Source organism: Blastococcus brunescens (genome assembly GCF_035320885.1).
GTDB lineage: Bacteria > Actinomycetota > Actinomycetes > Mycobacteriales > Geodermatophilaceae > Blastococcus_B > Blastococcus_B brunescens.
The window spans coordinates 804,809-818,034 of sequence record NZ_CP141261.1 but is presented as its reverse complement, the minus strand read 5'-3'; the positions used below and the strand labels follow the sequence as shown (position 1 = coordinate 818,034).

Genomic DNA, 13,226 nt, shown 5'->3' with positions numbered 1-13,226 from the left:
CTGTCGTGCCGCGGTCGCACGTCAGCTACCGGCGCCGGTACCGACCCTGTTGCCGACGCCGCTGCCGATCCCGCCGCTCACCCGCTGGCCGGCGCTCACCTTGCCCGTCGCCGGTAGCCCGGCGCGCTGGCGGGCCGCGCTGTCGCCCGGATTGATGCGGGTGCCGCCGGACGGCAGCACGGTCCCGACCGGCAGGCCGGAGCGGAAGCCACCGAGGTAGAGGAAGAACAGCCCGCCGCCGCCCCCGACGCGGTCGTCGTCGCAGAGGTCCTCGTCGACGATCTCGCCGTTCTCGTCGGTGCAGTAGGCGACCTGCTCCTCGTCCTCCCCGCCCCCGGCCGCGCACCCGGCCATGAACCCGGTGGCAGCGGTGGTGAGCACGGTCGTCGTCAAGGCGGCACGGATGCGGTTGGAGACCGCCACGACCACTCCCCTTCATCGGTTGGAACCGACCCTAGGACGTCGCGACGTCCTCGTGCGCACTCCACCCCGCCCGGCGTCCCCGGCGGTCTGTCAGAGTCCCTGGGCCGAGCCGTCCCGGGAGGTCGTCGTGAGCAGCTCCGTCCCGCAGTTCCCCGCCATCGAGGCGGGCAGTCCCCAGGTCGTCGTCCGCGGCGAGGCGGTGCTCCAGGTCGAGCCGGAGCTCGCCGACGTCTGGGTCACCGTCCGTGTCCGCGCCCGCGACCGGCAGACCGCGCTGGAACGCTGCCAGGCGGCGCAGGAGCGGGTGTCGGCCGCCGCCCGGGCGGCCGGCGACGCGGTGGAGAGCGTCGAGACGACAGCCGTCTCGGTGCACCTGGAGATCCGTGACCGGCGCGCGCCGGGTGAGCCGGTCGCCACGGTGTCGACCCGGCTGACCGTCGTCCGGCTCGACGCCGTGGGCGACCTGGTGGTGACCCTCGGACGGCTCGACGACGTCGACGTGTCCGGCCCTCCTGGCGGCTGCGGCCCGACAGCCCCGCCGTGGAACGGGCCCGGCTCGACGCCGTGACCGACGCGGTGCGCCGGGCCCGCCAGTACGCGGCGGCGTTCGGCGGCCGCCTCACCGGACTGCTCGAGGTCAGCGACACGGGGCTCGGCGGCGGTCTCCGAGTCGCGGCCTCCATGGCCTCGATGGCACGGTTCGAGAGCAGCGACCTGCAGCTGGACCTGACCCCACCCCGCCAGGAGGTGCAGGGCGCGGTCGAGGTGCGGTTCGCGATGTCGGCACCGGACAGCGGTCTGTGGAGCACGTGAGTCGTCGAGGAAGGGCCGTCGGAGGATGCGGTATCGCGAAGGCGGGAGCCTCGACACGTCGGCGGTCCAGGACCGCCGCGGGAGCGGGCGCGGGTTCGGCGGAGGCCGCGGTGTCGCCGTCGGGGGCGGCGGGCTCGGCATCGCCGGCCTGGTCGTCTTCGTCCTCATCCAGCTGCTCGGCGGTGGCGGTGGCGAGGCCGGCTCCGCGCTGAGCGGCCTCCAGGGACTCGGCCAGGGCGAGCAGGCCGACAACAGCGCCCTCGAGCAGGCCTGTGACGACAGCGGCGACGCCAACACGTCGGTCGACTGCGCCATGGTCGCCAACATCGAGTCGATCCAGGACTTCTGGGGAACGGCGCTCGGCGCGGACTACGTGCCCACCCAGACCGTCTTCTTCTCCGGTCAGGTGCAGACCAGCTGTGGCGGGGCCACCAGCGGGTCCGGGCCCTTCTACTGCCCGGCCGACCAGGAGGTCTACATCGACCTGAGCTTCTTCGACCAGCTCCAGCAGCAGTTCGGCGCCGAGGGCGGCCTGTTCGTCAACGCCTACGTGGTCGCGCACGAGTACGGCCACCACGTGCAGAACCTGCTGGGTACCAACCGGCTGGTGACCCCGGGCGAGTCCGGCCCGGCCAGCGGCACGGTCCGGCTCGAGCTGCAGGCCGACTGCTACGCCGGCGCGTGGGCCAACCACGCCGAGACGGTCCCGGACGACTCCGGCCGGCCGCTCATCGCCGAGATCACCCAGGACGACATCGACCGCGCGCTGGACGCCGCCGCGCGCATCGGCGACGACTTCATCCAGCAGAACCTGGGCAGCGGCACGGTGGACCAGGACGCGTTCACCCACGGCTCGTCCGAGCAGCGGCAGAAGTGGTTCATGACCGGCTACGAGACGGGCGACCCGCGCCGGTGCGACACGTTCGCCACGGACGACCTCGGCTGAGAAAGGACCCCCGTGCCCCCACCGCTCGCGAGCTCACCTCGGGCCCCTGCACGGAGGCCGCGCTCGCGGTCACCCGGGACGGCCACGTCGCCGTGCTGACGATCGACCGTCCGGAGAAGCGCAACGCCATGACGGCCGCCATGTGGGCGGCGCTGCCCGGGGTCCTCGAGCCCCTGGCCGACGACGCGGGGGTGCGCGTCCTGGTCGTCACCGGGTCCGGGCCGGCTTTCTGCGCCGGGGCCGACATCTCCGACCTGCTGAGCGGCCCCGATCCCGACGACCCCATGGCCGAGGTCCGCCGCGACAACCTCGCCGCCCAAGAGGCCCTCCGCCGATTCCCGAAGCCGACCGTCGCGATGATCCGCGGCCACTGCATCGGTGGAGGTGTGGAGATCGCGGCGTGCTGCGACCTGCGCTTCGCCGATCCCACCGCCGTCTTCGGGGTCACACCCGCGAAGGTCGGCATCGTCTACACGCCGTCGTCGACGAAGGCGCTGATCGACCTGATCGGCCCGTCCATGGCCAAGTACCTGCTCTTCAGCGGCGAGCTCATCGACGCGCCGACGGCACTGCGCGCCGGCCTGGTCGACCGCGTCGTGGAGGCCGAGCACCTGGAGGCGGAGGTAGGCCGCTTCGCGGACGTGCTGGCGAGCCGCTCGGCGCTGACCCAGCGGTCCACGAAGGAGGTCATCGCCGCGCTCGCCTCGGGGGACGACGGCGAGGCGGTCGCCGGACGGTTCTACCGGGAGACGGTCAGGGCAGGAGAGCTGGCGGAGGGCGTGTCGGCGTTCGCCGAGCGCCGACCACCGCGGTTCCGCTGGTCAGGCTGAACAGTCGATCCCGTTTCGATCACCACCGCCGGGGGTACCGGGGTGCTGCGGCGCTCCTCTCCGGAGACCGGGATCGACGCGGCCCACAGCCACGCCGCCGACGGCCTCCCCGCCCGCCCGTGACGCATGGATGCGCCGGGTGGAAGGCCCCGGATCCACGCCATCCTGCCGCTGCGGCAGGTGTCGCGGAACGGCGTGGGGTAGCGCCTATCCGACCACGAACACTGCCGAGGAGGACCGATGACTCACAGCATCGACGCCCCGTTCCCGCCCCCACCACGACGGGGGCCACGACCCCGCCGACGACACCCTCGACCGATCAGTCGAGCACCTCCGGCAAGGCCAAGGAGACCAAGGACGTCGCGATGGGCGAGGCCAAGAACGTCGGCCAGACCGCCCAGCAGGCCGGTAGCCAGGTCGCGTCCGTCGCGACCGACGAGGCCAAGAACGTCGCCCAGGAGACCCAGCGCCAGGCCAAGGACCTCCTCGACCAGGGCCGCACCCAGGTCAAGGACCAGGTCGTCACCCAGCAGCAGAAGGCGGGGCAGAGCCTCAACTCCCTCGCCCAGGAGCTGCGCAGCCTCGCCGACGGCACGAGCGAGGGCGCCCCGGGCCCGGCCCGCGACCTGCTCCAGCAGGCCTCGACCCAGGTCGAGAACTTCGCCTCCATGCTGCAGAACCGCGAGCCGGCACAGCTGCTCGACGACGTCCGCAGCTTCGCCCGCCGCAAGCCCGGTCTCTTCCTGCTGGGCGCCGCTGCCGCCGGGGTGCTCGCCGGTCGGCTGACCAGCGGCGTCAAGGCGGCGCACAGCGACACCGGCTCGGCCGGCGGCTACACCGCCCAGACGAACTACGTCGACCCCGCGCCGACCTACTCCGACTACTCGGCGCCCACCACCGACGCCTACGCCACCACGGGTGCGGCGACGGGTGGCGCTCCGCTGCCGCCGCCGCCGTACGGCACCGTTCCCCCGAGGGCAGCATGGTTCCCCCGGCGAGCCCGGCCGGTTGGGACGACCCGGCCCGGCGCACCGGCGGGGTGGGCTGAGCGATGAGCACCCCTACTCCGGGGCGACCCCGGCGGGGCGACCCGCAGGGCTATGCCGATCCAGATGCGGCCGACCCGAACCCGCAGAACTACGCGGCCGACTACAGCGGCGGGATGGGCACGCCGACCACCGACTCGGGTCACCCCGACGTCGAGGGCGTGTCCGTCGGCCAGCTGATCGGCGAGGTCAGCAGGACCTCCGACGCTGATGCGTCAGGAGCTCGAGCTGGCCAAGGTCGAGCTGAAGGCCGAGGCGAAGAAGGCCGGTACCGGCGCCGGTCTCTTCGGTGTCGCCGGCTTCGCCGGCTACATGGTGGCCCTGTTCCTCTCCCTGGCACTCATGTGGGCGCTGGCGAGTGCGATCCCCACCGGCTGGGCCGGACTGATCGTGGCCGTGCTCTGGGCCATCGTCGGCGCCGTCGCCGGACTGATGGGCAAGAAGAAGTTCCAGCAGGTCAACCCCAAGCCCGAGCGCACCGTGGAGACCCTCCAGCAGGTCCCCGGCGCCCTGAAGCCCAACTGACCCCCGAATCCCGAGGAGTACCGATGACCACCAGTGACCCGGACGTCATCCGGCGGCAGATCGAGGACACCCGACGCGAGCTCAGCTACGACGTCGACGCCCTCAACGAGAAGGTCAACCCGGCTCGCGTCGTCGACCGTCGCGTCACCGCGGCCAAGGGACGCATGAGCACGCTGAAGGAGAAGGTCATGGGTTCGGCCCAGGACACGTCCGCGACCGCCCAGCACCGGGCGTCGAACATGGCCGGCTCCGTGCAGGACTCCGCGTCCAGCGCGGCCGGCACCGTGCAGGACGCGGCGTCGTCCGCGGTCGGCGCGGTCCAGCAGGCACCGGACACGGTGATCCGCCAGACCCAGGGCAACCCCTGGCGGCGGGCCTCATCGCCTTCGGTGTCGGTTGGCTCGTGTCGAGTCTCCTGCCGGCCTCGGAGAAGGAGAAGCAGCTGGCTCAGCAGGCCGAGTCGGCCGTCAAGGAGCACAAGGACACGCTCCTCGAGCCGGCCAAGCAGGCTGCCCAGGACATCGGCGAGCAGCTCAAGCCCGCCGCTCAGGACGCGATGGAGTCGGTGAAGGCGACGGCTCAGGACGCCGCCGCGACCGTCACCGACGAGGGCAAGTCCGCTGCCGCGGACGTGCAGGGCCAGGCCCAGCAGTCCAAGGACAAGGTGCAGAGCCAGGCACCGACGTCCTGACCTGCGGGTCCGTGCGACCCGCCCCAACGCCTGCGCCCCGCCCGGTTCTCCCGGCGGGGCGCAGTGCTGTCCGCCCAATCCCTCACCCCACGGGGTGAGGCCCCGCCACAGCACCCTGCAGGCCCCTGTTCGGAACGCCGAAGTCCTGAGTGACGACGCCGTTCGGCTCCCCGGAGCCACTGACCGACAGGGAGTCACCGTGGGCGAGGCCGTGCCCGTTCTCGTCCCCCGACGGCTCCTGCCCCTCCCCCGCCCGCGTGCTCGTCGCGGACGACGAGGAGGACATCCGCGGCCTCGTCTGCCTGGCCGTCACCAGGTCCGGGTGCACGGTGATGGGCTCGGTCGCCGACGGGGGCGCCGCGCTGGCCGTGGCCCGTGCCGACGTCCCGGACCTGGCCGTCCTCGACGTGTCCATGCCCGGCGCCACCGGCCTCGAGGTCTGCGCCGCGCTGCGGGCCGCCCCGGCCACCGCAGGCATCCGCATCCTGCTGCTGTCGGCAGGCGCCACCTCCGACGACGTCGCGTCCGGGCTGGCTGCCGGAGCGGACGCGTACCTCGCCAAGCCCTTCGGCGTGGCCGCCCTCGTCCACCAGATCCGCGCCCTCACCGCCGGGCAGCCGGCATGACGACCGTCGAACCACGGTCGGCCGTGGCACGGCCGGGACGGATACCGCGGCCCAGGGCCGGCCGCCCGGACGAGCGGGATGCCGAACTGGAACGGCTCCGCGGGGAGAACGCCGCCCTGCGGGCGCAGGTGCAGAGCCGTGCGGACGAGCTGGACGTCGCGACCCGGATGCTCGCCGCCCGCGCCCAGACCATGACCAGCGTCATCGACGCCGTCACCGAGCAGTCGATCATCGGCACCGACCGCGACGGCGTGATCCGCGTCTGGAACCCCGGCGCGGAGAAGATGCTGGGGCTCCCGCGTACCGAGGTCGTCCGCAAGCGGTCGATCGTCGAGTTCCACGTCCCCGACGAGCTCGAGGCGGAAGCAGCGGCGTGCGGCTCGGCGGCGGGGCTGGCCGCACTCGTCCACGCGGCGCAGGAGCACGGCAGCGACGTCCGCGACTGGACCTACGTGGCCGCAGACGGGCAGGAGCGCACGGTCTCGGTCGCCGTCACGCCGCGCAGCGACGACCGTGGTGTGCACGCCGGCTGGAACTTCGTGGGCACCGACATGACCGAAGCCCGCGCCACCGAGCGCATGAAGGACCAGTTCGTCAGCCTGATCAGCCACGAGCTGCGCACCCCGCTGACCTCGATCCTCGGCTACCTCGAGCTGGTCCTCGACGAGGACGGCGAGCCGCTCACCGACGAACAGCGCACGTACCTGACGACGGTCGAGCGCAACGCCGACCGGCTCCTGCGGCTCGTCGGAGACCTGCTCTTCACCGCGCAGGTGGACGCCGGACGCTTCAGCCTCGACCCGCGGGACGTGGAGCTGGCCGGGGTGGTGCGGGCGGCGGAGGAGACCGCCCGGGTCACCGCCGACACAGCGGGCGTCGAGATCGTCGTGGAGCTCCCGGAGCAGGGCGTCGTCGTCCCGGGGGACGCGGTCCGTCTCGGGCAGGCCTGCGACAACCTCGTGTCCAACGCCGTCAAGTTCACGCCGGCGGGTGGCCGCGTCACCCTGTCGGTGCGCAGCGGCTGGGCGGCCCCTGACGGCACGGTCAGCGCCGAGCCGCGTCCGGGTGCCGACCCCGTCGCCCAGCTGGCGGTCACCGACACCGGCATGGGCATCCCCAGCGGAGAGCAGACCAAGCTCTTCACCCGTTTCTTCCGGTCCTCGACGGCCCGGCGCAACGCCGTCCCGGGCGTCGGGCTCGGCCTGGCCATCACCAAGGCCATCACCACCGCGCACGGCGGCACGCTCGACGTCGTGAGCGCCGAGGGCGAGGGCACCACCTTCACCCTCACCCTTCCCCGCGCCACGGCCTGACGCGCCGTGCGGCCCCCGGCCCAGGACGGCGCCCTCGCCCCTGTTGATCAGGGTTCCTGATCAACAGGGGTCCCCTCACGGTCGACCGCGAGGGAGGACCCCATGCGGTGAGGTAGGACGCCGACGGAGGTTCGGCCGCGCCACCGGAAAGCCCCCACGGGCGGGCAGAACCGCCGATTGCGGCTGATTCCCCGATTCCTTGCGGATTCCTTGCGGAACGCTGGCGGGAGCCCTGCGGTACGGGCCTCAGAGTTCTCCTTGTCGCCGGAACGCCGGTCGACGAACCGGACACAGGGAGACACAGGACATGAGCACCAAGACCATCGCCGCCAGCTCCACCGCCCGCAAGGTCGTCGGCTCGCTCGGCGTCATCGGCGCCGCTGCCGCGGTCGCCGGCATGGGCACCTTCGGTACCTTCACCGACAGCACCACGCCGGTCACCAGCACCATCGCGTCGGGCAAGGTCGACATCGACGTCTCCGGCCCGGCCGTGACCGTCCCCGTGAACCGCACCGCGTTCGTCCCGGGCGACTCGGTCACCGGCGTCGTGAACCTCGTGAACAAGGGCACCGCCGAGCTGGGCTCGGTCTCGCTCGTCACGAGCGCCGGCGCCTCGAACCTGCTCGCGACGAACCCGCTCCACGGCCTGCAGCTCACGCTGCAGTCCTGCCCCGTCGCCTGGGCGGCCGACAACACCTGCGCCAGCGGCGCGACCGTGCTGAGCACGGGTGCCGCGGTCGGCACCCGGACGCTGAGCAACCCGGCGTCGCTGGCCGTGAACGGCACCGACTACCTCGCGTTCACCATCTCGCTGCCGGTCGATGCCGGGAACGAGTACCAGGGCCTCAGCAACACGCTGAGCCTGAAGTTCGACGCCACGCAGCGCACCGGCACCGTCCGCTGATCACGGCCTGACGACCACACGGAGATCTCGCCATGACCGCCGTCCTCCCCGTCCGTCGCCCGGGGGCAGCCGCTGCGCTGCCCCCGGCCGAGGACACGCGCTCCACCGCCGGCCCTCACGCCGGCCGGGCCGCCCACGTCCTGGGCCTCGTGGCCCCGTGGCTGATCCGCGGAGTCATGGGCCTGGCCGTCCTGGTGTTCCTCGTCCTGGCCGTCGGTCCGCACCTGCTCGGCTACCGCACCATGACCATGCTGACCGCCAGCATGGCCCCGGAGATCGACCCGGGTGACGTCACCATCGTCACGCCGATCGCGCTCTCGGAGGTCACCGAGGGCATGGTCATCACGTACCACAAGCCCATCGACGACCGCAGCCTCGTGACCCACCGCGTCGTCTCGGTCGAGGCCGGCCCCGACGGCACGGTCCAGGTCCAGACCAAGGGCGACGCGAACCCCGACGTCGACCCGTGGACGGCCACCCTCCAGGGCGACACCGCCTACGAGGTCCGCGCGGTCATCCCCGAGCTCGGCCACCTGATCCAGGCCCTGCGCGCCCCCGTGGTCACGCAGGTGCTGCTCTACGGCGCCCCGGCACTGCTCGCCGGCTGGCTGCTGCTGACCATCTGGCGCCCCACCCGTACGGAAGAGGAGGACCTGGCATGACCGGCATCCGTCGAGTCCTGATCCTGATCGGCCTCACCCTGCTCGTCACGGTCGGCGCCGCCATCCCCGCCTCGGCCACCTTCACCGAGAGCGCGACCGTTCCGCCGGCCTCCATCGCCACCGGCACCGTCGCCGCACCGGGCTGGGTGAGCGTCGACGACTACTGCATCACGAGGACGACGACCACGAAGCGGACCGTCTACACCGACCCGGTGACCGGCGTCCAGACGCAGACCGCCTACAGCTCGACCTGGAGCGAGGCTCGCAACACGTACAACGAGCAGAGCAGCGTCCCGACGACGGTTGCCGGCCCCGGCGCCTACGAGACGACGACGACCACCGTCACCAAGGCGACCGACCTGGTCGTGAACCTCTCGTGGGGAGCCAGCGGGTCCCGGGGCGTCAGCGGCTACGTCGTGTCGGCACACCCGTACGGCGGGGCCGGTACCGCGATGGCGCAGACCCCGGCGACCCAGACCTGGATGGGTGCCCGCGTGACCGCGTACTACCTCGACTACGCAGCGACCCTGTCCGTCACGACCCTGACGAGCTACGGCTGGACGAAGCAGAGCGCTCAGACGGCGAGGCTGTCGTGCTGACCGCCCTGGTCGTCGACGAGGACGCCCTCGCCCGCCGCCGGGTCGCCGGCCTCCTCCGGCTCGGTGGCTGGCAGGTCCGCGAGGCCGCCGACGTCGACACCGCCCACCGCATCACCACCGCCGACGACGTCGACCTGGTCGTCACCGACAGCTCGGTGTCCGGCGAGAACGGTCCGGCGATGCTCCGCCGGATGCGGCACGACGGATCCCGCGCCCGCTTCCTCGTGGTCACCGCCGAGCCGACGGACGAGGTCCGGGCCGACGCGATCACCGCCGGCGCCGTCGCCTGCCTGGCCAAGCCGGTCCAGGCGCGGATCCTCCTCGACTTCCTGCGCAGCCGGACCACGGGGCCGGCTGCGCAGGCCGACCTTCCCGAGCTCCGCGAATGGTCCGACCTGCACGACGACGACGTCGACGCGGAACTGATGGACCGGCTGCACCAGATGTACCGCGAGGCACTGCCGGAGCGGCTCCGCGCCATCGCGACCGGCACGTCGGCGGGGAACGCTCCGGCCGTCGTGTCGGCCGCGCACACCCTGGCCGGCACCAGCGGCCAGTTCGGCCACGCCGAGGTCGCCTCGATCTGCCAGGCCATCGCCGCCGATGCCCGCCGCGGGGTCATGGCCCACGCCCGGGTGGTCGAACTGCAGGAACTCGCCCGGGTCTCCTGACCCACCCGACACCGCACCCACTGACCAGAGACGGAGGACCGGACCTTGTCCCAGCCCGACCCGACCGACGCTCCCGTCGTCCGCACCGCCTTGGTCGTCGACGACTCCGCCGCCGCACGCCACCGCGCCGCCACCCTGCTCCGCCTCGGCGGATGGCAGGTCGTGGAGGCCGTCGGCACCGACGCCGCCCTGCGCATGGCCGCGATCGTCGAGTTCGACCTCGTCGTCACCGAGATGGCGATGCGCAACGGTCACGGCGCGACCCTGATGCGCAAGCTGCGCGAGAACGGCACCCGCGCCCGCCTCCTGGTGACGGCCACCCGCCGCACCCACCAGGTCCGGTCCATGGCCGCCTCTGCCGGCGCGGTCGCCTGCCTGGCCAAGCCGGTGGACCCGCGGCTGTTCGTCGACGTCCTGCGCGGGCTCGCTCCGGTCGTCCGCCGGCCCGCCGAGGCCCCTGCCCCCAGCCCCCACCGGCGCGCAGGGGCGCGCCGAGGAGATGTACGCCAGCGCGCTGCCGCACCGGCTCGCTGCGATCGCGAGCGGCGCGCGCGAGGGTGACGCCGTCACGGTCGCCTACCTCGCCGACCTGCTGGCCGTGGCCAGCGACCGGATGGGCTACACCGAGGTCGCGGTGGTCGCCCACGCCGTCGCGGACGACGCCCGTCGCGGCGTCGTGCCGCAGTTGCGGCTCATGGAGTTGGTGCGCGCCTGCTCGCGCGTCGAGCGCACTCGCTGGCAGCCCGCCGGCCGGGCGACGCTCCCGGTCTGAGTCAGGCGGCGACGAGCCGGTAGCCCACTCCGCGGACCGTCCGGATCTCGGGGCTGCTGAGCCCCGCGGCCACGAGCTTGCGGCGCAGGTTGGACATGTGCGCCTCGACCAGCCGGAGGTTGCCCTCCCAGTCGGTCTGCCACACCTCGCGCAACAGCGTCTCGCGCTGCAGCACCCGGCCCGGCCGGGAGGCCAGGGCGGCGAGCAGGTCGAACTCGGTACGGGTGAGGTCGACGACGGAACCGTCGACGCGGACCTCGCGGGTCTCCTCGTCCACCTCCAGCTCGGCGAGCCGGCGCACCGTCTCCGCGGTCACGGCGGCGGTCTCGACCGGAGCCGGCGCGGTCCGGGGAAGCGCAGCATCGCCTGGACGCGGGCGACGAGTTCGCGCGGGGAGAACGGCTTGGCCATGTACCCGTCGGCACCGACGGCCAGCCCGATGAGCAGGTCGACCTCCTCGGCGCGCGCGGTGAGCATGAGGACGTAGCACTGGGTCTCGGCGCGGATCTGCCGGCACACCTCGGTGCCGTCGGCGTCCGGGAGGCCGAGGTCGAGCACGATCAGATCGGGGGCGTCGCGGCGGACCTCCTCGAGGCACGCGGCCCCGGAGGCGGCCTCGCGGACGTCGAACCCGGCCCGGCGCAGCACCGTGGTGACGAGCTCGCGGATCTCGTCGGTGTCCTCCACGACGAGCACGGACTGTGCGGGCACGACCTCTCCTCCTCGCCGGCGACGGCGGTGCGGAGGCAGGGACCTCCGTTCACCTGACCGGGTGATCGGCAGCCGGGCCCTCCGGCTTGAGCCGAGCACTGCCGACCGCGCGCGACTCACCCGGACGGGGTGGGGTCCGCCGCGCCGGGGCGCCTGCCGGGAACCGTCACCCGGGCCACGGCGGCCGGCCTGCCTGTGAGCCGGGACACACGGCTCGTCACCCACCAGCGCTGATTGCGGAGAGCTCCCCGCCCGTCACGGCTCCACCGGGCGGATTTGGTAACGAACTCATAACGTCGATGTCGATGAGCTCGCCCCCGACCTCCTCCCCGCGAGCCGGCGAGAGCAGCCACACCCGGGGCGCACGGCGGCTGGACCTGGACGTCGTCCGCGGGTTGGCGATCGTCCTCGCGCTGGGCTGGCACTTCAGCGGAGAGACCAGCGGCAACGTGGTGCTCGACGCCCTCACGTGGCCGGGCCGCGCGTTCGGCTGGGCCGGGGTGGACCTCTTCTTCGTGCTCAGCGGGTTCCTCCTCGGCCGGCTCGTCCTGACCGAGCAGGCGCGCACCGGCCGCTTCGACGGGCGGCGCTTCACGGCGCGGCGGCTGCTGAAGCTCTGGCCGGTGCTCTACGTCTTCCTCGCCGTGCAGGCGCTGGCCGGCCCGGAACCGACCGGGTCCTACCTGTGGCAGAACGCGCTGCACGTGCAGAACTACGCAGGCACGTCACTGACGCACCTGTGGTCTCTCGCCGTCGAGGAACACTTCTATCTCGCGCTGGCGGTGCTCTTCCCCGTGTTCGCCCGCCGGCGGGGCTCCCCCGGCTGCTCGCCGCCATCCTGGTCGGCGTCCTCGTGGCCGCCCTGGCGCTGCGGATCTGGGGGCCACCCAGGGCTACAGCGACGTCCGGCTCCAGTGGCGCACCCACTTCCGCGTCGACTCCATCGCCGCCGGCGTGCTGCTGGCCCTGGTCAGCGTGCACTGGCCCGAGCGGTTCGAGCGGTTGCGCCGTCGCCGCTGGGTGCTGCTCGCCGTGCTCGCTGCCGGCGTCGTCCACCTCGTGCTGATCGGCAAGCTGGGCGTGGTCGGGAGCACGGTCGGGTTCACCGTCGCGTACTTGACGGCGTCGGCGCTGCTGCTCCTGCTCTACCGCGCCGCCTGGGTGCCCCGCGCTCGCTGGGTCAGCGTCCCGATGGCCCTGCTCGGCCGGTACTCGTACGGCATCTACATCTGGCACGTGTTCGCGGCCGCGGTCGCCCTCGACCTGCTCTCCGGCGCCGGGCCGGAGCCGTCCTCGGTCACGGGCCAGCTCGTGCGGTACGGCGCGGCGATGGCCGTCGGCATGGCGGCGACCGCCGCCGTGGAGAAGCCGGTGCTGCGACTGCGCGAGCGACTTCTCCCGGCCCGGCGCCCGGTTCCGGGACGGGCCGCCCCGGTGTCGGCCGCCCCGCTGACCGTGCCGATCACCCTCGCCGCGCCGCCGACCGTGCCGATCCCGCTGCCCGTCCGCCGACACGAGCCCACCCCGTCGGCGCAGGCCGCCCCAGCCGTCGCCTGACTCCGCCGGCGCAGCTCCACCGCCACCGACGGCATGGGTGACGTCGATCCGCGGTGCACGGCGGTCGGCAGCAGGCCCCGGTCGCCGGCCAGCCTGGTCACCGCCTCCACGATCGGCACCTCCGCGTCCGGGCCCAT

20 protein-coding genes and 2 pseudogenes are annotated in these 13,226 nt (G+C 73.2%); 18 read left to right on the top strand and 4 right to left on the bottom strand.

Going from position 1 to position 13,226, the window contains the following annotated elements:
- Nucleotides 1–21: 21 nt before the first annotated feature.
- Nucleotides 22–423, bottom strand: coding sequence for a hypothetical protein (locus tag U6N30_RS05645; RefSeq protein WP_324276486.1), 402 nt, complete (start codon nucleotides 421–423; stop codon nucleotides 22–24).
- 127 nt (nucleotides 424–550) lie between these two features.
- On the opposite strand from U6N30_RS05645, the gene U6N30_RS05640 reads away from it, so the two are divergent.
- From U6N30_RS05640 to U6N30_RS05610, 7 genes and pseudogenes are all read left to right on the top strand, one after another.
- Nucleotides 551–991 (top strand): SIMPL domain-containing protein, encoded by a 441-nt coding sequence (locus U6N30_RS05640; RefSeq protein WP_324276485.1) that lies wholly within the window; start codon nucleotides 551–553, stop codon nucleotides 989–991.
- Nucleotides 988–1,236, top strand: coding sequence for an SIMPL domain-containing protein (locus U6N30_RS05635; RefSeq protein WP_324276484.1), 249 nt, complete (start codon nucleotides 988–990; stop codon nucleotides 1,234–1,236). Before U6N30_RS05640 ends, U6N30_RS05635 begins: the two co-directional genes overlap by 4 nt.
- 25 nt (nucleotides 1,237–1,261) lie before the next feature.
- Nucleotides 1,262–2,182 carry a KPN_02809 family neutral zinc metallopeptidase gene (ypfJ, locus tag U6N30_RS05630; RefSeq protein ID WP_324276483.1) on the top strand — a complete coding sequence of 307 codons (921 nt, stop codon included), beginning with the start codon at nucleotides 1,262–1,264 and terminating at the stop codon, nucleotides 2,180–2,182.
- 92 nt (nucleotides 2,183–2,274) lie between these two features.
- Nucleotides 2,275–3,012 carry an enoyl-CoA hydratase/isomerase family protein gene (locus tag U6N30_RS05625; RefSeq protein ID WP_324276482.1) on the top strand — a complete coding sequence of 246 codons (738 nt, stop codon included), beginning with the start codon at nucleotides 2,275–2,277 and terminating at the stop codon, nucleotides 3,010–3,012.
- 365 nt (nucleotides 3,013–3,377) lie between these two features.
- Nucleotides 3,378–4,067: a hypothetical protein gene (locus U6N30_RS05620; protein WP_324276481.1), complete on the top strand. Its 690-nt coding sequence runs from the start codon at nucleotides 3,378–3,380 to the stop codon at nucleotides 4,065–4,067.
- Nucleotides 4,068–4,268: 201 nt separating this feature from the next.
- Nucleotides 4,269–4,583, top strand: coding sequence for a phage holin family protein (locus U6N30_RS05615; protein ID WP_324276480.1), 315 nt, complete (start codon nucleotides 4,269–4,271; stop codon nucleotides 4,581–4,583).
- Nucleotides 4,584–4,606: 23 nt separating this feature from the next.
- Nucleotides 4,607–4,690: pseudogene (locus U6N30_RS05610) on the top strand (DUF3618 domain-containing protein); the annotation flags it as partial.
- Here the strand turns inward: U6N30_RS05610 and U6N30_RS05605 are convergent.
- A complete protein-coding gene (locus U6N30_RS05605) occupies nucleotides 4,669–4,944 on the bottom strand; it encodes a hypothetical protein (RefSeq protein WP_324278656.1) in 276 nt (91 codons plus the stop codon). The pseudogene U6N30_RS05610 and the gene U6N30_RS05605 sit on opposite strands and share 22 nt — an antisense overlap.
- 42 nt (nucleotides 4,945–4,986) lie before the next feature.
- Between U6N30_RS05605 and U6N30_RS05600 the strand changes: the two genes are divergently transcribed.
- The 9 genes from U6N30_RS05600 (at nucleotide 4,987) to U6N30_RS05560 (ending at nucleotide 10,821) form a co-directional block, all read left to right on the top strand.
- A complete protein-coding gene (locus U6N30_RS05600; protein ID WP_324278655.1) occupies nucleotides 4,987–5,274 on the top strand; it encodes a hypothetical protein in 288 nt (95 codons plus the stop codon).
- Nucleotides 5,275–5,531: 257 nt separating this feature from the next.
- Nucleotides 5,532–5,900, top strand: coding sequence for a response regulator transcription factor (locus tag U6N30_RS05595; RefSeq protein ID WP_324276479.1), 369 nt, complete (start codon nucleotides 5,532–5,534; stop codon nucleotides 5,898–5,900).
- Nucleotides 5,897–7,213, top strand: coding sequence for a sensor histidine kinase (locus U6N30_RS05590; protein WP_324276478.1), 1,317 nt, complete (start codon nucleotides 5,897–5,899; stop codon nucleotides 7,211–7,213). The genes U6N30_RS05595 and U6N30_RS05590 overlap by 4 nt, the downstream gene beginning before the upstream one ends.
- Before the next feature lie 307 nt (nucleotides 7,214–7,520).
- Nucleotides 7,521–8,117 carry a TasA family protein gene (locus U6N30_RS05585; protein ID WP_324276477.1) on the top strand — a complete coding sequence of 199 codons (597 nt, stop codon included), beginning with the start codon at nucleotides 7,521–7,523 and terminating at the stop codon, nucleotides 8,115–8,117.
- 32 nt (nucleotides 8,118–8,149) lie between these two features.
- Nucleotides 8,150–8,779, top strand: a complete 630-nt coding sequence (locus U6N30_RS05580; protein WP_324276476.1) for a signal peptidase I — start codon at nucleotides 8,150–8,152, stop codon at nucleotides 8,777–8,779.
- Nucleotides 8,776–9,378, top strand: coding sequence for a hypothetical protein (locus tag U6N30_RS05575; protein ID WP_324276475.1), 603 nt, complete (start codon nucleotides 8,776–8,778; stop codon nucleotides 9,376–9,378). Before U6N30_RS05580 ends, U6N30_RS05575 begins: the two co-directional genes overlap by 4 nt.
- Nucleotides 9,372–10,049 carry a response regulator gene (locus tag U6N30_RS05570; RefSeq protein WP_324276474.1) on the top strand — a complete coding sequence of 226 codons (678 nt, stop codon included), beginning with the start codon at nucleotides 9,372–9,374 and terminating at the stop codon, nucleotides 10,047–10,049. Before U6N30_RS05575 ends, U6N30_RS05570 begins: the two co-directional genes overlap by 7 nt.
- A gap of 45 nt (nucleotides 10,050–10,094) precedes the next feature.
- Nucleotides 10,095–10,610: a response regulator gene (locus U6N30_RS05565; RefSeq protein WP_324276473.1), complete on the top strand. Its 516-nt coding sequence runs from the start codon at nucleotides 10,095–10,097 to the stop codon at nucleotides 10,608–10,610.
- Nucleotides 10,549–10,821: a hypothetical protein gene (locus tag U6N30_RS05560; protein WP_324276472.1), complete on the top strand. Its 273-nt coding sequence runs from the start codon at nucleotides 10,549–10,551 to the stop codon at nucleotides 10,819–10,821. Before U6N30_RS05565 ends, U6N30_RS05560 begins: the two co-directional genes overlap by 62 nt.
- Before the next feature lies 1 nt (nucleotide 10,822).
- Here the strand turns inward: U6N30_RS05560 and U6N30_RS05555 are convergent, their stop codons facing one another.
- Nucleotides 10,823–11,137: a winged helix-turn-helix domain-containing protein gene (locus U6N30_RS05555; RefSeq protein ID WP_324276471.1), complete on the bottom strand. Its 315-nt coding sequence runs from the start codon at nucleotides 11,135–11,137 to the stop codon at nucleotides 10,823–10,825.
- Entirely contained in the window at nucleotides 11,134–11,532 is a 399-nt protein-coding gene (locus U6N30_RS05550) for a response regulator transcription factor (protein WP_324276470.1), read from the bottom strand. The genes U6N30_RS05555 and U6N30_RS05550 overlap by 4 nt, the downstream gene beginning before the upstream one ends.
- Before the next feature lie 299 nt (nucleotides 11,533–11,831).
- Here U6N30_RS05550 and U6N30_RS33405 point away from each other — a divergent pair.
- Nucleotides 11,832–12,338: pseudogene (locus tag U6N30_RS33405) on the top strand (acyltransferase family protein); the annotation flags it as partial.
- 148 nt (nucleotides 12,339–12,486) lie between these two features.
- The gene (locus tag U6N30_RS05545; protein ID WP_324276469.1) at nucleotides 12,487–13,089 is read left to right on the top strand and encodes an acyltransferase family protein; all 603 of its coding nucleotides are present in this window, start codon (nucleotides 12,487–12,489) and stop codon (nucleotides 13,087–13,089) included.
- Nucleotides 13,090–13,226 lie beyond the last annotated feature (137 nt).